This window comes from Bartonella sp. AC535YNZD (genome assembly GCF_042196625.1).
Taxonomy (GTDB): Bacteria; Pseudomonadota; Alphaproteobacteria; order Rhizobiales; family Rhizobiaceae; genus Bartonella.
Genome location: NZ_JBHIQP010000006.1, coordinates 97,328 through 121,924 on the forward strand (window position 1 = coordinate 97,328; position 24,597 = coordinate 121,924).

The following is a 24,597-nucleotide window of genomic DNA, read 5'->3' on the forward strand; positions in this document are numbered from 1 at the left end:
AAAAAGTTACTCAACAATTTTTGAGACAAGAAAAAAATTTTCTTCTGTAACAGGGGCATTGGCTACAATATCTGCTGCTTTATCGCCATCTGTAACACTATCTTCACGCATTCGTAGAGTCATCGGCATCACAGAAGTTAATGGCTCAACTCCACTGACATCAACTTCATTCAATTGCTCTACAAAACCTAAAATAGCATTGAATTTTTTTGTCACAGGTTCTATCTCATCATCGTGGAGAGCAATCCTTGCTAAATGTGCTATCCGCTTGACTGTCTCTTGATCAACAGACATACTCTTTACGCCTTTCTGCTTTTTTGTTTATTTATTGATCTTTATTCTGGCTATACAAGGCTGCACTTGTAAGTGCAAGAATATTAGATAACATGAATAAAGAATATAACTATAGATCTGAAACATTAAAAAACGTATTATACCTTTATGACTGTTATTAATATAGATGAAGTTATAACACATCTTTTGCCTAGACAAACGATAGCAGGCTTAGATTTAGGGACAAAAACGATCGGAATTGCGATTTCTGATAGGGGGTTGATTGTCTCAAATCCGCGTCCTGTATTACAGCGAAAAAAATTTACAGAAGATGCTTACACACTTATTAAAATTTTTGACCGTGAAAATGTAGGTGTTATTATCATTGGTTTACCTCTTAACATGAATGGAAGCAGTGGCTCTCGTGTTCAAGCAACCAGAGCTTTTGTGAGCAATATGAAAGCTTATACAAAAATTCCATTTGTTTTTTGGGACGAACGTTTATCAACAATTGCTGCAGAACGGTCTCTTTTAGAAATGAATGTATCGCGCGCTAAAAGAGTAAGCCGTATTGATTCGGCAGCCGCCGCTTTTATATTGCAAGGTGCTCTCAATAGAATTCAAAACTTTCATCATATGGAAGGATAGAGGACATTGAGCAAATGCCCTGCATTATATCGCGCAATGAGCATCCCGTAAGAAGATCTCCATTGTCCCCCAAGGCGGCTTTCCATATAGGCATTCGCAACATGTTCTATGTCCGTAGAACGTAATGCTGCTGCTGCTGCTGCATAAGCTACTTGTTCAACAAAAAATCTTCCTGCACCTTCATTTGCTGATGCCATATCACCTGCTGATTTAATAATTTCAATTGCTCGGGGTCCCGCTGGTCCAATATCAAGAGCAATTTTTTCCAACAATTTCTGAAACAATCCCGGTGCTTTTTCACCAATAAGGATGGCATCCTTTACCAATTGATTAGCAGAACTATTTCTCACAATTCGCGCAGGCCCATTATGCAACATTTGTGATAATGGATTATTCTCTATAAAACTTTCAATACCAAGTTGTGCAATAATTTCACCAATAATAGGCACAACCAATTGACTTACATGATAAGCAATAATAGGTGTCATAATGCGGGCAAAAGCTGCTTCAGAACGGTCATTTGCTGCATTGTCAAATGCTCTTGCTAAACGCAAAACCAATGCTTGTGAGGCAGCTATATCTAATGCAATATCTGCAAAAATACGTTCTGTCAGTGGAGGTAAAGGCTGATTGGGCATTTTTTTCCGGAAAAAATCCATACCAAATTGAAGAGCCGCTCGTAAAACACCTGCCGATATGACAGATTGATCGAAACGCATCATCGTCTCGATATCTTTAATAACTTTAAGCCCTTCTCCAGCATTTCCCAAAAGCCAGCCATAACTGCCTTGGAAGTCGACAACCCCCTCTGGTGTTAAAAGTTCTCCAGAACGCTGAATTAAATGACGAATCGATATAGATCCATTTAATGCGCCATTTTCTTGTATGCGTGGAATAAAAAAACAACTTAAATGACCATCTAAATCTGCACTAACAAGATATCCGTCAGCGGTAGGATTAATAACGTTGGTTTTTACAACATTTAAACGATATAGATCACGTTCCATACTTTCATCGAAAGAAATTTTCTTAACACTTGGAAAATTGAAAGCGTATTTTTCAATATCGTCAAATGCACAAGTTAGAGAAGCAGCCTTTTTATGATGAATAGGCTTTGATGAGGAATCATATTGGCGTGATAAAAGGACATGTTGCCATTTTTTGAAGAGCTCAATATCACTAATTAAAACAGCAATAGCTGCACTCGTTATGATAACTTCATTCAAATGTCCTGTTTCTAAACCAGCAGATAAAGCTAAACGAATCGCACGCGCTTGATAGCGTACTCCATTTTCTGAGCTCGTATTTTCCCAAAGCGAGGTAACCAAACCTGCTTGTCTAGAATATTGTTGAAGAGCTTGATAGGAAGAATGGATCTCTAATCTTTCTGTTGGTTGCCCCCATTCATCATTATAGCATAGTAAAGGCTTATAATGATTCGCTAAGCAAGAAAGTTTCCATGCTTCTCGACTCGCGGCAAAATCCCCTATTTCTTCAAAACTTGCTAACAAAAACTTAGGCAAAGTAGAAGCAATACGAAACATAAGCGTATCGCTAAGAAATGTATTTTTTCGACGAGTATTTTGCGCAGATACAGCACTCATAGGTATATTCCTACATTCAAATCATTCATATCATAGACTATTTGTCTTTTTAGAGTTAAGAAACATTTATCATATTCAAACAAATGCTTGTTTAACCTGTTTAGAGAGAGATAAAGAAGAATGCTATGATGCAAGATAATTTTTTTCCACTTTTCCCTCATCAACATCTTTTAGCTATTAAAGATCTAAGTGTACAAGATCTTAATACATTGCTTGATCGTGCAGAAGCAAATGTTATCCTTTCTAACAAAATTGATAAAATAAAATCTACTTTGCATGGACGGACTCAAATTAATCTCTTTTTTGAAGCCTCTACGCGAACACAATCTTCTTTTGAATTAGCGGGTAAAAGGCTAGGTGCACACGTGATGAGTCTTGCGATCGGCAACTCATCTGTAAAAAAAGGAGAAACATTACTTGATACAGCTATAACTCTCAATGCGATGAAGCCAGATATACTGGTTTTTCGCCATAACAGTGCAGGAGCGGCAGCTTTATTAGCACAAAAAGTTGATTGTTGTGTTATTAATGCAGGTGATGGTGCTCATGAACATCCAACCCAAGCTTTATTAGATGCTCTAACCATTAAAAGGACAAAAGGTCGTATTGAAGGATTAACTGTTGCGATTTGCGGAGATATCTTACACTCACGTGTTGCCCGTTCCAATATCCTGTGTCTCAATGCTTTGGGTGCTCGTGTTCGTGCTGTTGCTCCTTCAACACTCTTACCCGCAGAAATCGCTCATATGAGTGTTGAGGTTTTTAACACGATGAAAGAAGGTCTTAAAAATGCTGACGTTATCATGATGTTGCGCTTACAGCATGAACGGATGACAGGATCTTTTATTCCTTCTACGCGTGAATATTTCCATTATTTTGGCTTACATAAAGAAAATTTAGCCTATGCCAAAAATGATTCTATTATTCTGCACCCTGGACCAATAAACCGTGGTGTGGAGATTGCATCCGATATAGCAGATGGACCACAAAGTATGATTCATACACAAGTAGAAATGGGAATTGCAGTGCGTATGGCTGTCATGGAGGCTCTATTAGATTCACGCGCAAAGATCAGTGGAGAAAAAAAATGATAAAACCAGTTGTTTTTCAAAATGCTCGTATTATTGATCCTTCGCGCGCAATCGATGAAATTGGTACAGTTATTATTGAAAATGGACGAATTATAGCCGCTGGAAAAGAGGCTCTAAATCAAGGATTTCCTGAAGAAGCAGAAGTTATTAACGCACAAAACAAAGCAATTCTCCCTGGACTTGTTGATGCGCGCGTTTTTGTTGGAGAATTAGGGAATGAACATTGTGAAACAATTGCATCAGCAAGTCAAGCGGCCGCAGCAGGTGGTATTACTTCCTTTTTGATGATGCCAGACACGCACCCAGTCATTGATAATATTGCTCTGATTAAATTTATTACGCATACAGCACAGGAAATGTCATCGGTCAATATTTATCCTGTTGCTGCCATCACACAAGGTTTCAACGGACAAGAAATAACTGAATTTGGTTTGCTCAAGGATGCAGGGGCTGTTGCTTTTAGTGAAGGAAAAAAAACACTTCAAAATTCATCTGTTATGCGACGGGCAATGAGTTATGCACGCGATTTTGATGTTCCATTGATGCATGAAACGCAAGATAAAGATCTTACAGGGCAAGGTGTGATGAATGAAGGACTGCTTGCCAGTTGGCTTGGTCTTTCTGGCATCCCACGCGAAGCAGAAGTTATCCCACTTGAAAGAGATCTGCGATTAGCAGTATTAACGCAAACACGCTATCATGCTGCTCAAATATCGACAGCACTCTCTGCTGATGCACTTCGTTTAGGTAAAAAACGCAGTGAGAAAATTTCAGCGGGTGTATCTATTAATCATTTATCTTTCAATGAAAATGACATTGGTGAATATCGCACCTCTTTTCGCTTAATGCCCCCATTGCGTACAGAAGAAGACCGTATAGCAATGATTGAAGCAATAAAGGATGGGACTATAGATGTTGTTGTCTCTTCTCATGATCCTCAGAGTATTGACAAAAAACATTTACCATTTAATGACGCGGCAGTTGGCGCTATTGGTATGGAGACCTTATTGAGCGCAGCTTTACGCCTTTATCATGATGAGAGCTTATCTCTTCTACGGATAACGGAACTTTTGTCAACGGCGCCTGCAAAGCTCTTTGGACTCAATGCAGGAACACTCAAAAAAGGTACTCATGCAGACCTTATTGTGGTTGATCTTGAAGAACCATGGGTTGTTTCAAAAGAGAAGCTCTATTCACGTTCAAAAAATACCCCTTTTGAGAATGCACGTTTTCAAGGACGCGTGCTCCAGACTTTTGTGAAAGGGAAAAACGTTTTTAAACTTGATCAACAAACTTAATGAGATTCTTAATGAATGAAGCAGAAATATTTTTTCAGTTCACTCCATGGTTTATTTTCCTCATATCTTATCTCATTGGCTCGATTCCATTTGGGCTTCTTTTTACGAAATTGTTCAAAATTGGTGATATAAGAACAATCGGTTCCGGCAATATTGGAGCAACAAATGTTTTACGAACAGGAAATAAAAAGCTTGCTGCTCTAACACTTCTTTGTGATATGTTAAAAGGAACTATCGTTGTTTTCGTTACAAAATTTTTTAGTGATCCGCTAGACAATAGTATTCTTATTTCTCTAGCAGGCTTTTTTGTTTTCTTAGGACATCTTTTCCCCGTATGGCTTAAATTTAAAGGCGGCAAAGGTGTTGCTACCTATCTAGGGGTGTGCTTAGGAATCTATTGGCCTGCAGCAATTATTTTTATTATTGTATGGAGTGCGATTTTTCTTCTCATGCGTTATTCTTCATTATCTGCGCTTATTGCTGTTACGATCACACCGGTATTTGTTTTTTATTTTTCCGCTTCTTATTTCTGTTGTATGCTGATTATGATGAGCATATTTGTTTTCATAAAACATTATGCAAATATCGGTAGATTATTAATTGGGGAAGAAAATAAGATTGGTACGAAAAACGGAGATAAATAAAGGAATCCTGCTTACTGATCGTCAACGTCTAAGCTGGTTACGGTTATTGCGCAGTGAAAATATTGGAGCTGTTAGTTTTCGCAATCTCATTGATCATTATAAAACAGCAGAAAATGCTCTGGCAGCGCTGTCAGAGCTTAGTAGAAAAGGTGGTGGTTCTGTATCTATTAAAATAGCAAGCTTAGAAGATGCAGAAAAAGAAATGCAAGAAGCTGAAAGATTAGATGTCCGGTTTATCGGTATAGGAGAACCAGATTATCCAGCTTTTCTTAAGGTTACAGAAGCCCCTCCGCCGCTTATTGCTATCAAAGGTAATGTTGCAATTTTTCAAAAAACTTCTATTGGAATTATAGGTTCTCGAAATGCTTCAGCTGCGGGAAAAAAGCTTACGGCTCAATTTGCGCGTTTTCTCGGAGAAGCAGACTTTGTAACAATTTCTGGGCTTGCTCGTGGAATTGATAGTGTTGCGCATCAAGCAAGTTTAAAAACAGGAACTGTTGCAGTCATGGCTGGAGGAATTGATCATATCTATCCTCCTGAAAATAAAAAGTTGCATGAAGATATTATTGCCAACGGTGGAGCCATCATCAGCGAAATGCCCATTTCTTGGCAGCCGCGTGCTATCGATTTTCCAAGAAGAAACCGTATTATTGCAGCTTTGTCACTTGGTCTCTTGGTTGTAGAGGCAGCCCTGCGCTCAGGGTCCTTAATTACCGCACGTCAAGCAGCTGAAATGGGACGGTTAATTTTTGCCATTCCCGGTTCTCCACTTGATCCAAGATCTGTTGGTACCAACAATCTTATCAAAGACGGAGCTCTACTCACCACACATCCTTCTGACATCATAGAAACACTTACGCCATTAATTTCACCGCTTCCAAATTCCCAACTCAATTTTTTTGAGGAACCATCCTCTTTACAACTTGAAAAGGAGAATTTTAATTTAGCAGATAAAAAAAACAACAGCCTCTCTTTAGCAGATGATGATGCAGCACGCGCAGCAGTTCTCTCCGCTCTTTCAACAACGCCAATCGATTTAGACACACTCAGTATCCACTCAGGTGTTTCACTCCCAGCTCTCTACCTCTTGTTGGTAGAACTCGACCTTGCTGGAAAGCTTATTCGACACTCTGGTGGTTGTGTGTCATTGTCGAATCTTGATCTTCCCCAAGAGCCTCAGCACTATTAATAATGCTTTGCCCTTCTTTGGCAACCATATCCAAAAGCAATGCTAAAAGCGGACTGTGCGCCTGACGCGCCATCTGATTCATTTGCTTTGACATGTCTGTAATATATTGGATAACTTTTAAATGATTTATAAACATAATCCTCTATCCTTGAGCATTTCCCCTCCTACCTCTCAATAGACGTTATCTTAGTATTTCGCCGTATGTTTTTGTAATAACAGTGGAAAATAAATCGTGTAATTCTATATAGGGTGTACTCTAATAATGACAATCATAAGTTGTACAATATTCATGTTTTTTATATGGCTAATATTTTTTTATGTGCTCTTAAGCAATTGGCATTAGCTATTCGCGTGAAAGGCGTTTATAAAAAAATTTTTATTTCAATATTTGGATAAAATTATGAATATCGTTATCGTTGAATCTCCAGCAAAAGCAAAAACAATTAATAAATATCTTGGGTCTCAATACAAAGTTGTCGCATCATTTGGACATGTTCGTGATTTGCCTGCAAAAGATGGTTCTGTTTTACCGGATCAAGATTTTTCTATGAAATGGGATATAGATTCTGCTGCCGCTAAACGTTTAAATGAAATAGCAAAAGCCGTTAAAGAAGCCGATAGCCTTATATTAGCAACAGACCCTGATCGTGAAGGGGAAGCTATTTCATGGCATATTCTGGATGTTCTCCGTCAAAAAAAAGTTTTAAAAGATAAACCTATTAAAAGAGTTGTCTTCAATGCCATCACCAAAAAGTCTGTGCTTGATGCTATGAACAATCCACGTGATATTGATACATCGCTTGTAGATGCTTATCTTGCGCGTCGTGCTCTTGATTATCTCGTTGGTTTTACACTTTCACCTGTTTTATGGCGTAAACTTCCTGGTGCGCGTTCAGCAGGACGCGTTCAATCGGTTGCTTTGCGTATTATTTGTGATCGTGAATCAGAAATAGAACATTTTATCAAAGAAGATTATTGGTCCATTACAACACAGTTAAAAACCATCCGAAATGATGGTTTCCAAGCAAGATTGACAATGTTTAATCAAAGAAAAATAGGCAAGCTTGATATTCAATCTCAAGAACAAGCAGACCAAATTCGCTTTATGTTGGAGCAAGCCCAATACCATACACTCAGTGTTGAAGCAAAACCTACAAAGAGAAATCCTTTTCCTCCATTTACAACCTCCACACTACAACAAGCAGCTTCTTCAAAATTAGGATTTTCAGCTTCTCGCACTATGCAAATTGCCCAAAAGCTTTATGAAGGCATTGAAATTAACGGTGAAACGGCAGGGCTTATTACTTATATGCGTACCGATGGTGTGCAAATAGCACCTGAGGCTATTGATTCAGCAAGAAAAGTTATTCATGAAACTTTCGGAAAAGACTATATTCCTGAAAAGCCACGTTTTTATTCAACAAAGGCAAAAAATGCACAGGAAGCACACGAAGCGATCCGTCCAACAGATTTTCAACGCAATCCTAGTCAAGTCCGTAATTTTCTCGATAGCGATCAAGCAAAGCTCTATGAGCTAATATGGAAGCGTGCTATTGCCAGCCAAATGCGCTCTGCTGAAATTGAACGTACAACTGTTGAAATTGAAGCACAACAAGGAGAAAACCATGCAAATCTACGAGCAACAGGATCTGTTATTCGCTTTGATGGCTTTATTTCCGTCTACACGGATCAACGAGACGAAGAAAATAATGAAGAAAATGAATCAACACGTTTACCACAAATAAACACTGGTGAAGCACTGACAAAAGAAAAAGTTGAATCTATACAACATACCACAGAGCCCCCTTCTCGTTATTCTGAAGCTTCATTAATTAAAAAGCTTGAGGAGTTAGGAATTGGTCGTCCTTCAACTTATGCATCCACATTGGCGACATTGTGTGACCGTGGATATATTGTCATTGATAAACGAAAGCTTATTCCCGATGCTAAGGGACGTATTGTTACAGCCTTTCTTGAAAATTTTTTTAATCGCTATGTAGAATATGGTTTCACAGCAGATCTTGAAGAAAAGCTGGATCTTATCTCTGATGGCAAACTTTCTTGGAAAGACGTATTGCGAGATTTTTGGGATGGATTTAATGCATCTATTATCAATATCCAAGAACTCCGTATAACTAATGTTCTTGATGCTTTAAATGTAACATTAGCACCTCTCGCTTTTCCTGAACGCGAAGATGGAAGTGATGTACGTTCCTGTCCTCTTTGTAAAAATGGTCAATTATCATTAAAACTTGGGCGTTATGGTGCTTTTGTTGGTTGTTCCAATTATCCCGAATGTAAATACACACGCCAACTTGGTACAGATACTGGAGAAGAGAATGAAGCTATACGCAATGATGAACCTGTTATACTTGGTATTGACCCTGAAACAGGAAAAGAGATCTCTCTTCGTAATGGCCGCTTTGGTCCCTATATTCAACTTGGTGAAAGCAAAGAAGTTAAGCGTGCAGGACTACCAAAAGAATGGCAGGCAGAAAATGTAACCCTTGATAAAGCCTTGGCTTTACTATCCCTTCCCCGTGAAATTGGCATTCATCCTGAAACCGGAAAAACAATCACGGCTACGATTGGACGATATGGTCCCTATCTTAGCCATAACGGAAAATCTGCGCGCCTTCTTCATGCAGATGAAGTTTTTGATATTGGTATCAATCGCGCTGTTACAGTATTAGCAGAACAACAAGAAAACAAAACCAGGCAAAGCAGAACAACACCTGAAGCATTGGCAACATTAGGAGAGCATCCCGAAGGAGGAACCATTACCGTGCGCAACGGGCGTTATGGTCCTTATGTCAATTGGGGTAAAATTAATGCAACATTGCCAAAAGATAAAGATCCCATTAGTGTAACACTTCCAGAGGCACTAGAACTTATATCGGCTAAAGCATCGAGTAAAAAAACAACTTCAAAAAGAGCTTCTTCTAAAACAAAAGCAAAAATAAAAGAGATATAAATTTTGGCTAAAGGTGAAAAAAACATAAAATATCTCTCTTCATTCAAGGGGAAAACTTTTCCCAATAAGGAAGCAATTCTTTCCTTTATAATTGAGAATCCTAACCACTCAAGTAAACGAGAAATCGCCAAAGCTTTTAACTTAAAAGGTGATTCTCGTATTTTGCTTAGAGATATGTTACGTGAGTTGAAGGATCAAAATCTTATATCTAAACACCGCAAAAGAGCAATAAACAAAGGAAAATTACCTCCTGTTACTTTAGTAAAAATTAGCGGACGTGATAAAGATGGAAGTTTTATTGCACAACCTCTTGAATGGGAAGATTCTCCAAAGCCCAATATTGAAATACACTCTTTTCATCACATAAAAGGAAGTAATATTGGTGTTGGAGATCATATTCTTGTAAAAGTTTTTCGAAATAAAAATTCTGAAAGCTCAAGCCATCCTTATACGGGACGAATTATTCGTAAAATTGATGTATCTCCCAAAAGCGCATTTGCTATTGTACGAAAATTGGAAAATAATCAATGGCGCCTTGATCCTATAGACCGCAAAACCAATGAACTTATTGTTGAAATGTCTCCAGAAATGAAGATTGAAACGGGTGATCTCGTTGAAGTCGAAATAAAAAAAAATACTGGTTACGGATTAAAGAGCGCAAAAATAAAGAATGTTTTAGGGCACATTAAGAGTGAGAAAACACTCTCAATGATAGCGCTTCTTTCGAAAGGAATTCCTTATATTTTTCCTGAAAGTGTTCTTGAGCAAGCCAAACATATCAAAGCTGCCAATATGGATAATCGTGAAGATTGGCGACAATTACCCTTTATTACAATTGATCCACCAGATGCAAAAGACCATGATGATGCAGTTTATGCAACCAAGGATAAGGATCCAGCAAACAATGATGGTTGGATTATTATTGTAGCCATCGCAGATGTTTCTTACTATATCAAAACAGGAAGTGCTTTAGATAAAGAAGCATTGAAACGCGGAAATTCTGTTTATTTTCCCGATACTGTTGTGCCAATGCTGCCTGAACGCCTTTCTCATGATTTATGTTCTCTACGTGAAGGAAAAGAACGGCCAGCTTTAGCAGTTCGTATGATTTTTGATGCAAACGGTAATAAACGAAAACATAGTTTTCATCGTATTATGATGCGGGTAAGAGCTAAATTTTCTTATCAAGAAGTGCAATTGGCAAGAAAAGAACATATCAATGAAAAAAATGCACCTTTACTTGAGAATATCTTACACCCCTTATGGGAAGCCTATGCATGCCTTAAAGCTGCGCGAAATCTTCGACAACCACTAGAATTAGAAATAACAGAAAAAAAGATTATTCTTGATCAAAATGGATGCATCCAAGATGTTGTGAGTGAAGAACATCTAGAAGCACATCGTTTGATTGAAGAGTTTATGATACAAGCAAATATTGCAGCTTCTGAAACCTTAAAAGAACATCATCAGCCCCTCATCTACCGTATTCATGAGAAACCCTCTCTTGCCAAGCAAGAAATATTGCGGAATTTTCTTCAAAGTTTAGGAATATCACTCGCTCGAAGTGCAGAACTGACATCAGCACGTCTTAATAGAATTTTAAAAAAGGTCGCTCATACTCAACAACAAGAACTAGTCAATCAAGTTATTTTGCGTTCACAATCACAAGCAGAGTACAACCCTAAAAATAGTGGCCATTTTGGTTTGAACTTGCAGAACTATACACATTTTACATCACCAATCCGTCGTTATGCTGATCTCATTATTCATCGAGCACTCATTAAAGCTCTCAAATTAGGAAATGATCAATTAACAGAGACACAAGAACAAAATCTTGCAGAAATTGCTACGCAAATTTCTTTATATGAGCGCCGTGCGATGGTAGCTGAAAGAGAAACGATTGATCGGCTTGTTGCTCACTATTTAACGAATAAAATCGGTCGTATTTTTACAGGTCGCATTTCCGGAGTTACAAAAGCAGGTCTTTTTATCTCACTTGATAAACTCAATACAGATGGTTTTGTCCATATTTCTACACTTAAAAATGATTATTATCATTTTGATGAAGCACAACATGTTCTTGTAGGACAGCGTAGCCATAAAGGCTATCAACTCAGTGATGTTGTAGAAGTAAAACTTATAACGGTACAACCTTTTGCTGGCGCTTTATGCTTTGAACTCTTAACAAAACCTCGTCCAATAAAATTTTCACCAACATCCTACCATAAAAACAAATTAAAAAAACAAAAATATACTTTTTATGGGAAAAGAAAAAATTAATTAAAAATAAAAAGTAAAAAACATTTTTATAATTTTCGTTGTATTATTTTTTATTTTAAAGTCTAAAAATCTTTATTAAAAATAATTAAACCTCTTGTTTCTCTCTTTAAAAGCATATAAATAATAATGACTTAAAGCTAAGAAAAGACCTATAATATGTAGTATTTATATTATTTTTATGTTTTATTTAGTATATAAAGGTATGTGATTTATTTTATAAATATAGTAATTTTATAAAAATCTTGCAGGTTTTTTATACTTAATAGGTGAGAAAATCTGCAAAAGAGAGCTTGAGCTTTTTTCATTTCAGCACACCTTTTTATTATTCGAATAAACAAAAGTATCTTAAGTCATTCTTATGAAAAAAAAAGCTTTTGACTCTCAAAATAATTCTTTGCGTGCCATTATTGCAGCTATTGCAACCATTGGTACCGTTGGAACAGCATTGGGAATGGGAACACAACTTGTCTCTTTTCTTATGGCAGAAAAAGGACTTTCCAACAGTACAATCGGCTATAGTGGAACTGTTGGTGGAATCGCCACAATTATTGCAGCTATTTTTACGTCTCGAATCGCCTTATGCTTAGGAATTTCTCAAACAATATTGCTTATGATGGCTATAGGATCTTTAAGTTTTTTAGGATTCTATTTTTTCGACCCCTTATGGGTTTGGTTCATTTTAAGGTTTATATTACATTTCACTATGACAGTTATGTTTATCCTGTCAGAGTTTTGGATCAACAGTTGTGCTCCCCCTAAAAAACGTAGCTTGGTTCTTTCCATTTATGCTATTGTTTTAGGATTAGGGTTTGCGGTAGGTCCAACGTTGCTAGCAAAAGTGGGAACACAAGGCTTTATTCCTTTTGCTGTTGGCTATAGCCTTATTATACTTGCTGTTATCCCAATTCTTGCGGCTTGGAAATTAAGTCCAGAATTTCAAAAAAGCCAATATACGCCATTTTTTCGTTATCTTTTTTATGTTCCAAGTGCCATGATGGCAGTGTTTGTTTACGGTGCTATTCAAATGGGCGCATTAACTCTTATAACACCCTTTACTTTATCCATTGGCTATAATGAGCATGAAGCAGCACACTTTATGGCAACGCTTGCACTTGGGAATGTTTTGCTCTTAATTCCTATCAGCATTATAAGCGACTATGCCAAAGATCGACGTTATCCCCTAATAAGTTGTGCTATCCTAGGTCTTGTGGGAACTTTTATGGTACCATGGATCACTCAATATCCATGGGTTCTAATGCTTGATCTGTTCCTTCTTGGTGGTGTATCAGCTAGCCTTTATACAATTGCTCTGGCACATCTAGGAGCACGTCTTAAGGGCCAAGAACTTGCTGCTGCTAATTCTGCCTTTATTTTTTGCTATGGAATTGGTATGCTCATCGGGCCAACCTTTATTGGAAAATCCATGGATATTTTTAATCCTTTTGGTTTTTCAATAGCTATGGCTGTTTTTTTCGGTTTATATGTCATTTTGGTATTTATCCAACTGATGAGAAAATTAATCAGCTCTTGACTTTTTTGAGAACATCCGTAGTGTTGCCGGAAAATCTGATGATGTCGGAAATAAGTTTTGAAAGCAATAATATTTTTTCAGTATAAATAGGGTATTTACATTATGGCTAAAGCAGCAACCATTAAGATCAAGCTTTTATCAACTGCAGATACTGGTTTTTTCTATGTAACAAAGAAAAACAGCCGCACAATGACAGATAAAATGAGCAAGCGTAAATATGATCCAGTTGTAAAAAAGCACGTTGAATTTAAAGAAACAAAAATTAAATAAATAAAATTATTATTGAATTGATAGATTTTATACTCCAAAAGAAATGTGGGAGTATTGCTCTTCAAAGTTATTTTTTGAGGGGTGTTTTTTTATTTCCTTAAGTTTAAAAAGTTTACTTTAAACTTTGTACGTTTTGTACGGATTTGGCTTAAGTTGATTTATTATTTAAGTTGCTTACATATATTCTGCATGAGTATTTGATTATTGTGATATCTAACGAAAATTTTGTCATTAAAACGAGACATTGTTTCGTCATATGAATAAAGCTTCTCGGATGAATTATAAACAATACTAAAATAGAGTTATAGTAATGTTAGCAGTTTCTTTATTTCATGAAAAAATCTTTTTCTCATTTTAATCTAAGAATCTTTAATCTAAAAGTTATCGGTTTCAGTATTTTTGTCGCTGCCAGCATTCTTATCATTATGTCAACTTACTTTAAGAAAACTCAGCAGTTGCCTCAAAAAGAAAAATTTTCTTCTCAAAACTCTGTTAAAGGAAATGCTTTAATCATTGATGGCGATACCATTATGATTTCTTCAATTAAGATTCGACTAGCTGGAATTGATGCTCCTGAACTCCACCAATTTTGTGGAAAAAAGGAAGCACGCTACCCTTGTGGGCTTGAGGCAAAGAAATATTTAGAACAATTATTAAAAAATCAAACTGTTATATGTCACTGGCAAAAAACAGATAAATATCGCCGTATTCTTGCAACATGTAAAACAAAACAAGTTAGCAATATCAACGCAACACTTGTACAGAATGGTTGGGCTGTAAATTATTATGAATACCCCAAAGAAGAGCAAGAAGCGAGAAGGAAAAAGAAAGGAATATGGGCATCAAGTTTTCAACGACCAAAAGAATGGCGCAAAGCAAATCCTCGCACAGAATAAGAAAAATATTTTTTAATTTTATTTACTAATGAAACAATATAGCCCAATTATCAAACTTGAAAAAGAGATCTATTCCTGTCGTGTTTGCGTCCAACAACCCCATTATTTTCCTCCTCTTCCTCATGAACCAAACCCTGTCGTTTATTTATCCGATACTGCTTCGATTGCAATTGCAGGCCAAGCACCAGGATTGCGTGTTCATGAAACTTCTATCCCTTTTAATGATCGTTCGGGCGAAAGATTGCGTAATTGGCTGGGTGTTACAAAAGAAGAATTTTATAATAAATCTCTCTTTGCTATTGTTCCTATGGGATTTTGTTTTCCAGGTTATGACAAAAATAAAGCTGATTTACCACCAAGATGTGAATGTCGAGAAATATGGCATGAAAAGATATTTCAGGCAATGCCTCAAATAAAGCTTGTTCTTGCCATTGGTCGTTATGCGCAAAAGTGGCACATTACAGAATTAAAACATAAAACCGTTTCTGCAACTGTTGGTGATTGGAGAAATATTCTTTCCATTCCTCAACCTCGAGGCTATAATGTTATGCCTTTGCCTCATCCGTCATGGCGAAATACTTCTTGGTTACAGAAAAATCCATGGTTTAACGATGAGCTTATTGTATATCTGCGTCGTTTAGTGCGTAAATTTTTATAAATTAAAATATTGAGAAAAAATATGGATCGTCTTGACCGAAAAATTTTACATCTTTTGCAAGAAAATGCGACACTTTCTGTTGCTGATATTGCTAAAAAAGTGGGACTTTCGACCACTCCTTGCTGGCGTAGGATTCAAAAACTTGAAGAAGATGGCGTCATTCAACGTCGTGTTGCTGTTCTTTCTCCAGAAAAAGTAAACGCACACGTCACTGTTTTTGTGTCTATTCGCACAAATACACATAGTCATGAATGGTTTAAGCGTTTTTCACAAATTGTGCAGGAGTTCCGTGAAGTTATTGAATTTTACCGAATGAGTGGAGATATTGACTATTTATTGCGTGTTGTTGTTCCCAATATTGAAGCTTATGATCTTTTTTATAAAAAATTAATTTCTAAAATTGATATCCGTGATGTCTCATCTTCTTTCGCAATGGAACAGATTAAATATACAACGGAGCTTCCGCTGAATTATATTAAATTACATGAAAAGGTAAATGAACATAACTCTTAAGCGTTTTTTATATCCGTCTCATCATCTTTTAAGTGTTCAAACTTTCTTGTTCCAAAACCGCCATTTGTGCATGAGTTAAAACAGCAGCTTTGACAATACCAGCTGCCATAGCTGCTCCTGTCCCTTCACCAAGACGCATCCCCAAATCTAGAAGTGGTTCTTTGCCAATTTTTTGTAAAAGTTTACGATGGACTTTTTCAGAAGAAACATGTCCAACGAGAGTATGATCAAGAGCTTTTGGATGCATTTTATAAAGGACCGCTGCCGCTGCTGTTGCCACAAAACCATCTAAAATAACGGGTATCTTTTCCATTCTTGCCGCCAAAATAGCACCAACCATAGCAGCAATTTCACGTCCTCCTAAGCGACGCATTATCTCAAAAGGATCATTTAAATGCTCCTTATGCAAGGAAACTGCTGCCTTAACCGCTGCTATTTTACGCTGATAAAAATCACCCTCCGATTCCATATCATGTCCTGTCCACTCTTCAACGTCTCCACCAAACAATGCTAAACATAAAGCTGAAGCTATTGTTGTGTTTCCAATTCCCATTTCACCAATACATAAAAGATCTGTTCCACCAGCAATGGATTCCATTCCAAATGCCATTGTAGCAGCTGCACTTCTCTCGTCCATTGCAGCATCCTTGGTAATATTCATTGTTGGATATTCCAATGCTAAATCAAAAATTTTTAATCCCAGATCATAAGCGATACAAATTTGGTTGATAGCAGCACCGCCAGATGCAAAATTTTGTACCATTTTTTGTGTCATAGATTGTGGAAATGGTGTAATATTCTCCTCTACAATACCATGGTTTCCAGAAAAAATAGCAACCAAAGGTCGCGTTACTATAGGTTTTTCTGTACCTCTCCACCCCGCGTACCAAACAGCAATATCTCCTAGTTTTCCCAATGTTCCTTGCTCTTTTGTTAAGTTTTTTTGCCGTTTTTTTGCCAAAATTATAGAAAACTCATCAGCAACAGGTAAATTTGTAAACAAAGCACGAAAATCATCAAATGGACTAGCGATCATAAGGATACCTTTTAAAATCTACAATGTTTATGAAAATCACGTCATATATACAGGATATGAATAATTTATTGTTTTTTTAACAGTGCTTTAAAAATGTTAAATACTATGAAAGCAATAATTTCTACATTCTATTTTTTACCCCAATAACAAACGTGCAAGATTCAAAATGTTATTAATATCTTATGACTACCTTTACAGTGATACCCTTAAACTATTTTTTATTTAATAGGCATAATCAGCATGCCGTTTAATATATAAATTCTAACATTCTTATTCATAATAAAAGTTATAAACTTTCAAAAACTTATAAAATTAAAGGGATCAAAATTATCGCAAAGAAATCAAAACGCAAAGGATCTCAACTTCAATATATGTTAATTGTCTGACTGTTATTAAATGAGAGCATAAAAAGCTTCTTTTAAAGTACATATATCTGCGTTTGGTTTTATCGCATCATTTGATAGTATTTGCCGCCATCGACGTGCCCCACCCCGCCCATGAAATAAACCAATCATGTGACGCGTCACATGAGAAAGCCGTCCCCCCGATGCAATATGTCGAGCTGCATAATCACACATAACCTCAATAAGATCACTCTCACTTAGACTATTCTGCGACTCACCATAGAGTTCAAAATCAATATGTTTTAACAAAGTTGGATCATGATAAACTTGGCGACCAACCATGACAGCATCACAGAAAGTTAAGTGTTCTTTGATCTCATCAATCGATTTAATTCCACCATTTATCCCAATAAATTTATGAGGATATTGACGTTTTAATTTGTAAACCCTTTCATAATTAAGGGGCGGAATATTGCGATTTTCTTTCGGACTCAATCCTTGTAGCCATGCCTTGCGTGCATGGATCCAGAGCGCATCACATCCAGCATTCCAAACTTGATTAGCCAAAAGATCTAATGCTAATTCTTCATCTTGTTCGTCCACTCCAATCCGACATTTGACAGTTACAGGTATAGTAACCTCTTGTTTCATTGCTTCTACAGCATTTGCCACAATGTCTGGATGTAGCATCAAACAAGCTCCAAAGACACCTGCTTGAACACGATTTGATGGACAACCAACATTGAGATTTATTTCGTTATAGCCAAAATCCTCAGCAATTCGTGCAGCTTCTGCTAACTTTTTCGGATCTGCCCCCCCTAATTGTAATGCAACTGGACGTTCTTTGTCGCTAAAAGCCAACAATTGTTCACGAACACCATGAATGACAGCATCTGCTACCATCATTTCCGTATAAAGGAGAGCTTTTTTCGTTAAAAGACGATAAAAAAACCTGCAATGTCGGTCTGTCCAGTCCAACATTGGTGCTACTGCAAATTTTATAGGCGATGGAAGGTTGTAAAATATCATGAGGGTATTACTCTCATGTCCCTATAGCTCTCTCTTTATACATAGAAAAATACTTACTTTTAGTTTACGGAAAATTTTATTCTTTTATACTATCATGAGTATAATAACAGCTCATTATTTTCAATTGATATCAAGGTTTACTACAATCAATCATGCCAAAACACAATATCGCATTTCTCATAGATTAGTGTTCAGGTATATAAACATGAAAAAAGAAGATTTTTACTATAATATAAAAAACTCATTTATAAGTTCTTCTTACGCTCTTCAAGTCTCTCCCCTTACATGATTTAGTACAGCGTTTAAGATAATAAATGCTAAACTAACACATTATACAATTTTTCATGATCGATTTAATTTTCTTTAGATTTTTTAACTCATTGTGCAAATAAACGCTAAAGAAAGTAGCTTTATCTTCTCCTAAAGAAGAAAAAACCTTATTTCATACGAATCTAATTATAAATCATTTTTTATCAATGAGTTCTTTTTGGTAATATTCTTAGATTTCACTTTATAAAATAGACAAATTTCATCTTAAATATTCTATCTAATTTTGCCATTTTGTGATTCTTGCAAAAAAAACTAAAATCAGGGTATAGACAGCCATTGCCTTTTTAATATCTATAACTGATATCAGTATCTCTTGAAGGAAAATATTTACAATATTGCAGATAAAATCTGTAAAATGAAATGATCATAAACGTTTTTCAATCTCTTGTTGGCTTTGCATATAGGAAGAAAGAGTATCAACCTCTTGTTCATTAAATAGGAGCCCCAGTTTTGAACGACGCCATAACACATCTTCACATACTTTAGCCCATTCTTTTTCCATCAACCATTTTACTTCTACTTCATAAAGCCCATGTCCAAAATTTTTTCCTTTATTTGCCTTACCATGTGCAAAGATCAGCAATGCTTCTGTACCGTAGGAGCGTGCAAGCCTGCGATGTGTAAAAACATCTAAATCTGGCATTAAAAGAGCAATCCTATTTTCGATTGTATCTAATTTGTTATAGGGGAAATCTCCCCCTGGAAGTACTGCCTTAGCCGTCCATGATGCTCCCTTTTTACCAAGTGCTTTTTCAACAAATTTCATCGCATCTTCAGCTAACTTACGATAAGTTGTAATCTTTCCACCATAAAGATTAAGTATCTTTGGTGTCGTTCCTGTTCCCATTTCTTTTAAAACATAATCGCGCGTAATTTCTTGTGCTTTTGAAGCTCCATCATCATAGAGTGGACGAACTCCAGAGTAAGACCAGACAATCGTTTCAGGTAATACTGGTTGTATGAAATATTCACTGGCTGCTGCACAAATATAATCAATTTCTTTATCAGTAATATGAACGTCAGCCGGATCTCCTTGATAATTACAATCTGTTGTTCCAAGCAAGGTAAACTCTTCTTGATATGGAATAGCAAATATAATACGCCCATCACCATTTTGAAAAATATAAGCACGATCATGAGTATAAAGTTTGGGAACCAAAATATGAGAACCTCTAACAAGCCGTATTGGTGTATGTTCTTTACAGTCTAATACGCTTTCCAAAACATGATCAATCCAAGGTCCTGTCATATTCGCAACATAAGAAGCAGTGACATTATATTCTTTACCGCTTAACTTGTCTTGAAGAAAGATACGCCATTTTTTGTCTTCTCTTTTTAAAGATAGAACTTTTGTGCGTACTTTTATATCAGCTCCCCACTTTTCTGCATCACGAGCATTGGCAATAACTAAACGCGCATCATCTACTCTTGCATCAGAATATTCAAAACCTCTCTGATATTCTTTTTTCAGTGTAGAGCAAAACTTTTTTGAAAAATTAATCGTTTTACTGCGCCACAATTTCTGATTCCAGTTCCCTAAATAATCATAAATAAAAAGTCCAAAACGCAATATCCAAGCAGGACGCAATTCTTTATGATAAGGAAGAAGAAAACGTAAAGGACGTACAATATGTGGAGCTATACGTAAAATGATCTCGCGTTCTTTGAGTGCTTCACGAACAAGTTTGAACTCATAATGTTCAAGATAACGAAGACCACCGTGAATAAGTTTTGTTGATGCACTTGAAGTCCCTGATGCAAGATCTTTCATTTCAGCTAATCCTACTTTAAAACCGCGTCCAGCTGCATCTCTTGCCAATCCACACCCGTTTATCCCTCCCCCAATGATAAACAGCTCATAATGTGTTGTGGTTTTCATAATTTCACTTTTCATTATTTAATTTTGTTTCTCAGTCCTCAATAAAGCAACAGGAGAAAATAATACAAGTGTTCTTCATTGTATTATCAACGTACTTTTTCCTAAAATAAACACGCACAAAAAGCTTTTGATACCCTTATACATCAAAACAACATTTGACAAATTAAAGAGAGGATTTTTTATCCTGTAGGCAATATAATCTTTGCAAATGTACATCATATGAAAGCTTTTTAGAGAAAAATTAATGTTTTTTATCATTTGAGAATACATACTATAGCTAAATGCTTTATTGCACATAGAGAACGCTTTTCATATAGTTTACTCAATGACACAATAGAAAATGTAAAGGTATACAGATGACTCATCAACCTGAAAACTCGAAAATAACACTTGTTTCAAAAATTTTAGTCCCAGTTATGTTGAGTATTTTAACCTTTTTACCTTCTTTATCAAACGCAACATCACAGCAGACAGTAACCAATCATTTAAGCTTAGAAAAACTTAAAGCACAACTTTTAGAAGATTCTAGCTTTTTATCTAAGCTTAAAGAAAAAATGACACCGCATACTGATTCTCAGCATATTCAACAAATTGTTAGAGAGTATCTTCTTACTCATCCAGAAGTTTTGATTGAAATGCAGCTTATCCTTCAAGATAAGCTGGAAAAACAAAATGAAGACGAAAGTCAAAGCTCAATTATTCATTTATTAGAAAAGGAAATTTTTCACTCTCCTCATGACGCTGTTTTGGGGAATCCAAATGGTAAAAAAGTACTTGTTGATTTTTTTGATTACAATTGCAGATTTTGTAAAAGTGCCTATTCAGATATAGAAGACTTGATAAAAGAATATCCAGATCTACGGGTTATTATCAAGGATTTACCGATTTTGGGATCTGATTCTATGGCGGCTCATACCGTTGCTTACGCATTTCGAAAACAATTTCCAGAAAAATATCCTCAGTTTCATAAAAAGCTTTTAATGCATCAAGGGCGCGCAAATGAAGCTAAAGCTATAAAAATAGCTGTTTCATTAGGAGCAGATGAAAAAAAACTCCGTAATGCAATAAAAGACCCTAATCTGCAAAAAGCTTTTAAAGAAAATATTCACATTGCCTCTACACTTCATATTACGGGAACACCTTCTTATATCATTGGTAATAAAATATTCATCGGCGCAGCCAGACAAGACATTCTAAAACAAGCGATAGATAATACACAGTAAATACCCTATTCTATACCTGATTAGTTTTAGGAAGAATACTGTAAATGAGGTAATTTTATGCTTTCTCTTTTTTGACAACAGGCTTATAAATGCAATTTTGCGTAAAGCAGATACGAGTTTAAAATTGCAAAATATAATGAATTTAAAGGAAATAAATATCTTTAAAGCTTCAAAAGATATCATCCCTAATCTAGAGATATTCTGTCATAAAACGAAATAATGACGATCTTCATTGATCAAGGAGTTAGAAATAAAATGGCAACAAAAAAAATGGATTTGGCAAAATATACCGCAATTGATACGAACATTATTCGTGATCTTGCTGAAATTTTGAATGATACAAATTTAACGAACATTGAAGTTGAACAAGGGGAGCTTCGTATTTGTGTCTCACGCCAAAATACCTCAACTTCTTCCGAGCAAGCGATCTATGCTCCTGTTTCTACTCCTACTTTTTCTGTAACATCTTCTCCAGTTCCAACAGCTGAATCTCCTATACACTCTATCCAAGAAGATAAATCAAAAAACACAATAACCTCTCCAATGGTTGGAACAGCCTATCTTGCACCTTCACCAGGCGCACAACCTTTTGTAGAAGTAGGACAAAATGTTTCTGAAGGGGAGACATTACTTATTATTGAAGCCATGAAAACAATGAATCAAATTTCATCACCGCGCTCCGGTACGGTAACCACTGTTCTTGTCAAAGATGGTCAACCTGTTGAATTTGGTGAACCACTTATTATTGTTGAATAAAGCGAGGGGCAACCATGATTCGAAAAATCCTCATTGCTAATCGAGGAGAAATTGCTCTTCGCGTTTTACGTGCATGTAAAGAACTTGGCATAAAAACCGTGGCTGTTCACTCTACCGCTGATGCAGATGCAATGCATGTTCGTCTTGCTGACGAAAGTGTTTGTATTGGCCCTCCTCCTGCTCGCGATTCTTATTTGAGTATTCAGCAAATTATTGCTGCTTGTGAAATTACAGGAGCGGATGCTGTTCATCCAGGTTATGGCTTTCTTTCTGAAAATGCAAAATTTGCAGATGTTCTAGAAGCCCATGATATTACATTCATCGGTCCAACAGCTACTCATATCCGAATCATGGGCGATAAAATCGAAGCAAAGAAAACCGCCAAAAAACTTGGTATTCCTGTAGTTCCAGGTTCAGATGGAGCAGTCACTGAAGAATCAGATGCTTTACGCACTGCTCGTGAAATTGGTTATCCGGTTATTATAAAAGCTTCTGCCGGTGGTGGCGGACGTGGTATGAAAGTCGTTCATTCTGAACAAGAATTTTCTATAGCTCTCAAGACAACGCGTTCAGAAGCGAAAGCTGCTTTTGGTGATGACGCTGTTTACATAGAAAAATATTTAGAAAAACCCCGTCATATTGAAATTCAAGTCATAGGTGATGGTGCGGGAAATGCTATTCATTTAGGAGAACGCGATTGTTCACTTCAACGACGACATCAAAAAGTATGGGAAGAAGCTACGTCACCTGCACTTAATGAAACTGAACGGAAAAAAATTGGAAGTATTGTTGCAAATGCTTGTGCCCAACTTGGATATCGTGGAGCGGGTACTATTGAATTTCTTTATGAAAATGGCGAATTTTATTTTATTGAAATGAATACACGTTTACAAGTCGAGCATCCTGTAACTGAAGCAATTACAGGTATAGATTTAGTCCACGAACAAATCCATATTGCATCAGGCTGTAAACTTTCAGTGACACAAGATGAAGTCTGTTTTTCTGGTCATGCCATTGAATGCCGTATTAATGCAGAAGATCCCATTAATTTTACGCCATCACCTGGAACCATTACACATTTTCATACACCTGGAGGTTTAGGGATTCGTGTTGATTCAGGCGCTTATTCAGGTTATCGTATTCCTCCTTACTATGATAGCATGATTGGAAAGCTGATTGTTCATGGACGTACCCGTTTAGAATGTATGATGCGTTTACGGCGTGCTTTAGATGAATTTGTCGTCGATGGGATAAAAACTACACTACCTCTTTTTCGCGATCTTATTAATAATCAAGATGTTGCTGATGGTAATTATAATATTCACTGGCTAGAAAATTACCTTGCTCATCAATCAAAGTCTTCAGATTCGTAATTCGATAGCAAAACGGTCCATTCTTATAAAAGATTCTATAAGATATCAACATAAGGATAGTTCCAACCTTGCTGTAAAAAGTGGAAAAAAGGAAATAAATTGGTTATTTTTTATATAGTTTTCTTTTAATATGCATAAAATTTAATAATTTTCTGTTTTCCTTTTTGTTAGTTTGTGCTAACTCCTACATGGTTACGCCCTTATAGCTCAGTTGGTAGAGCACCTGATTTGTAATCAGGGGGTCGGGAGTTCGAGTCTCTCTGGGGGCACCATTTTATTTCTTAAATATATTGAAATATATAGATTTTTTCTTTAAATAGCTATTTTCAGACCACCTTTTAGACCACCTTCTACAGTTTATATAATTTTACCTAATTTGTTCTTATTTGCTCCGTATTTTTCTTTGGAGTAAAAGCTAGGATCTCTTTTTTTCTCCATCTCACTGCTCTCCCTAGCTTATATGGCTCCGGAAACAACCCCTGAAGCACCCAATTGCGAATCGTTGTGGTTGATACACTAAAAAGCTGTGCACACTCACGTGTCGTTACATATCTATCTCCATCATCAAATATCATCTCATTACCTTTCTCTTTTTTATATTAATTAAATGGGTGGGAGTGCTGGAAGGCATGTGAAGCACTCCAACTTTTAAAAATTTGCAAGTTTATTTTTTAGATGTGCTTAATTTCATATTTCCAATCAGGCAATTGAGTAAGAGCTAATGCGAGTTGTCCTCTATGACACATGCATACATTGGC

At 36.4% G+C, this 24,597-nt stretch carries 22 protein-coding genes and 1 tRNA gene; 16 read left to right on the forward strand and 7 right to left on the reverse strand.

Annotated elements, in window-relative coordinates; genetic code table 11:
* Positions 1-6: 6 nt before the first annotated feature.
* On the reverse strand, positions 7-294 hold the full coding sequence (gene gatC, locus ACFIM8_RS05255; protein WP_375606898.1) for an Asp-tRNA(Asn)/Glu-tRNA(Gln) amidotransferase subunit GatC: 288 nt from the start codon (positions 292-294) through the stop codon (positions 7-9).
* 147 nt (positions 295-441) lie between these two features.
* Here gatC and ruvX point away from each other — a divergent pair, with 147 nt between their 5' ends.
* Positions 442-921, forward strand: a complete 480-nt coding sequence (gene ruvX / locus ACFIM8_RS05260) for a Holliday junction resolvase RuvX (protein WP_375606899.1) — start codon at positions 442-444, stop codon at positions 919-921.
* On the opposite strand, the gene ACFIM8_RS05265 is transcribed toward ruvX, so the two are convergent.
* Positions 906-2,525, reverse strand: coding sequence for an acyl-CoA dehydrogenase family protein (locus tag ACFIM8_RS05265; protein WP_375606900.1), 1,620 nt, complete (start codon positions 2,523-2,525; stop codon positions 906-908). The genes ruvX and ACFIM8_RS05265 overlap by 16 nt on opposite strands.
* Positions 2,526-2,650: 125 nt before the next feature.
* On the opposite strand from ACFIM8_RS05265, the gene ACFIM8_RS05270 reads away from it, so the two are divergent.
* Genes ACFIM8_RS05270 through dprA form a run of 4 tightly spaced genes read left to right on the forward strand, consistent with a single transcriptional unit; the run spans position 2,651 to position 6,747 of the window.
* A complete protein-coding gene (locus ACFIM8_RS05270; protein ID WP_375608348.1) occupies positions 2,651-3,616 on the forward strand; it encodes an aspartate carbamoyltransferase catalytic subunit in 966 nt (321 codons plus the stop codon).
* Positions 3,613-4,914 carry a dihydroorotase gene (locus ACFIM8_RS05275; RefSeq protein WP_375614597.1) on the forward strand — a complete coding sequence of 434 codons (1,302 nt, stop codon included), beginning with the start codon at positions 3,613-3,615 and terminating at the stop codon, positions 4,912-4,914. Before ACFIM8_RS05270 ends, ACFIM8_RS05275 begins: the two co-directional genes overlap by 4 nt.
* A gap of 11 nt (positions 4,915-4,925) precedes the next feature.
* Complete coding sequence (gene plsY, locus ACFIM8_RS05280) at positions 4,926-5,558, forward strand: glycerol-3-phosphate 1-O-acyltransferase PlsY (RefSeq protein WP_375610381.1); 633 nt, start codon at positions 4,926-4,928, stop codon at positions 5,556-5,558.
* Complete coding sequence (gene dprA, locus ACFIM8_RS05285; RefSeq protein ID WP_375608347.1) at positions 5,515-6,747, forward strand: DNA-processing protein DprA; 1,233 nt, start codon at positions 5,515-5,517, stop codon at positions 6,745-6,747. The genes plsY and dprA overlap by 44 nt, the downstream gene beginning before the upstream one ends.
* On the opposite strand, the gene ACFIM8_RS05290 is transcribed toward dprA, so the two are convergent.
* Positions 6,677-6,883 (reverse strand): hypothetical protein, encoded by a 207-nt coding sequence (locus ACFIM8_RS05290; RefSeq protein WP_005773510.1) that lies wholly within the window; start codon positions 6,881-6,883, stop codon positions 6,677-6,679. The genes dprA and ACFIM8_RS05290 overlap by 71 nt on opposite strands.
* Positions 6,884-7,147: 264 nt before the next feature.
* Here ACFIM8_RS05290 and topA point away from each other — a divergent pair, with 264 nt between their 5' ends.
* From topA to ACFIM8_RS05325, 7 genes are all read left to right on the forward strand, one after another.
* Positions 7,148-9,721 carry a type I DNA topoisomerase gene (topA, locus tag ACFIM8_RS05295; RefSeq protein WP_375610383.1) on the forward strand — a complete coding sequence of 858 codons (2,574 nt, stop codon included), beginning with the start codon at positions 7,148-7,150 and terminating at the stop codon, positions 9,719-9,721.
* A gap of 3 nt (positions 9,722-9,724) precedes the next feature.
* A complete protein-coding gene (rnr, locus tag ACFIM8_RS05300; protein WP_375614598.1) occupies positions 9,725-12,001 on the forward strand; it encodes a ribonuclease R in 2,277 nt (758 codons plus the stop codon).
* 358 nt (positions 12,002-12,359) lie between these two features.
* Positions 12,360-13,532, forward strand: a complete 1,173-nt coding sequence (locus ACFIM8_RS05305; RefSeq protein ID WP_375606907.1) for an MFS transporter — start codon at positions 12,360-12,362, stop codon at positions 13,530-13,532.
* Between the two features lie 102 nt (positions 13,533-13,634).
* On the forward strand, positions 13,635-13,802 hold the full coding sequence (rpmG, locus tag ACFIM8_RS05310; RefSeq protein ID WP_004864083.1) for a 50S ribosomal protein L33: 168 nt from the start codon (positions 13,635-13,637) through the stop codon (positions 13,800-13,802).
* Positions 13,803-14,134: 332 nt separating this feature from the next.
* Positions 14,135-14,698, forward strand: coding sequence for a thermonuclease family protein (locus ACFIM8_RS05315; protein ID WP_375606908.1), 564 nt, complete (start codon positions 14,135-14,137; stop codon positions 14,696-14,698).
* A 28-nt stretch (positions 14,699-14,726) separates the two neighbouring features.
* Positions 14,727-15,356 (forward strand): uracil-DNA glycosylase family protein, encoded by a 630-nt coding sequence (locus tag ACFIM8_RS05320; protein WP_375606909.1) that lies wholly within the window; start codon positions 14,727-14,729, stop codon positions 15,354-15,356.
* Between the two features lie 21 nt (positions 15,357-15,377).
* The gene (locus ACFIM8_RS05325) at positions 15,378-15,869 is read left to right on the forward strand and encodes an Lrp/AsnC family transcriptional regulator (protein ID WP_375606910.1); all 492 of its coding nucleotides are present in this window, start codon (positions 15,378-15,380) and stop codon (positions 15,867-15,869) included.
* A gap of 28 nt (positions 15,870-15,897) precedes the next feature.
* Here ACFIM8_RS05325 and cobT read toward each other — a convergent pair whose 3' ends face one another.
* The 3 genes from cobT to glpD all read right to left on the reverse strand — a co-directional run bounded on the left by cobT (position 15,898) and on the right by glpD (position 20,502).
* Complete coding sequence (cobT, locus tag ACFIM8_RS05330; protein ID WP_375606911.1) at positions 15,898-16,905, reverse strand: nicotinate-nucleotide--dimethylbenzimidazole phosphoribosyltransferase; 1,008 nt, start codon at positions 16,903-16,905, stop codon at positions 15,898-15,900.
* Positions 16,906-17,297: 392 nt separating this feature from the next.
* Positions 17,298-18,278 (reverse strand): tRNA dihydrouridine(20/20a) synthase DusA, encoded by a 981-nt coding sequence (gene dusA, locus ACFIM8_RS05335; protein ID WP_375606912.1) that lies wholly within the window; start codon positions 18,276-18,278, stop codon positions 17,298-17,300.
* Between the two features lie 694 nt (positions 18,279-18,972).
* Complete coding sequence (gene glpD / locus ACFIM8_RS05340; RefSeq protein WP_375614599.1) at positions 18,973-20,502, reverse strand: glycerol-3-phosphate dehydrogenase; 1,530 nt, start codon at positions 20,500-20,502, stop codon at positions 18,973-18,975.
* A 341-nt stretch (positions 20,503-20,843) separates the two neighbouring features.
* On the opposite strand from glpD, the gene ACFIM8_RS05345 reads away from it, so the two are divergent.
* The 4 genes from ACFIM8_RS05345 to ACFIM8_RS05360 all read left to right on the forward strand — a co-directional run bounded on the left by ACFIM8_RS05345 (position 20,844) and on the right by ACFIM8_RS05360 (position 24,111).
* A complete protein-coding gene (locus ACFIM8_RS05345) occupies positions 20,844-21,710 on the forward strand; it encodes a DsbA family protein (RefSeq protein ID WP_375606914.1) in 867 nt (288 codons plus the stop codon).
* Between the two features lie 255 nt (positions 21,711-21,965).
* Positions 21,966-22,466 carry an acetyl-CoA carboxylase biotin carboxyl carrier protein gene (gene accB, locus ACFIM8_RS05350; RefSeq protein ID WP_375606915.1) on the forward strand — a complete coding sequence of 167 codons (501 nt, stop codon included), beginning with the start codon at positions 21,966-21,968 and terminating at the stop codon, positions 22,464-22,466.
* Between the two features lie 14 nt (positions 22,467-22,480).
* A complete protein-coding gene (gene accC / locus ACFIM8_RS05355) occupies positions 22,481-23,839 on the forward strand; it encodes an acetyl-CoA carboxylase biotin carboxylase subunit (RefSeq protein ID WP_375606916.1) in 1,359 nt (452 codons plus the stop codon).
* A 196-nt stretch (positions 23,840-24,035) separates the two neighbouring features.
* A tRNA-Thr gene (locus ACFIM8_RS05360) sits at positions 24,036-24,111 on the forward strand.
* Positions 24,112-24,210: 99 nt separating this feature from the next.
* Here ACFIM8_RS05360 and ACFIM8_RS05365 read toward each other — a convergent pair.
* Positions 24,211-24,414 (reverse strand): helix-turn-helix transcriptional regulator, encoded by a 204-nt coding sequence (locus ACFIM8_RS05365; RefSeq protein WP_375606917.1) that lies wholly within the window; start codon positions 24,412-24,414, stop codon positions 24,211-24,213.
* Positions 24,415-24,597 lie beyond the last annotated feature (183 nt).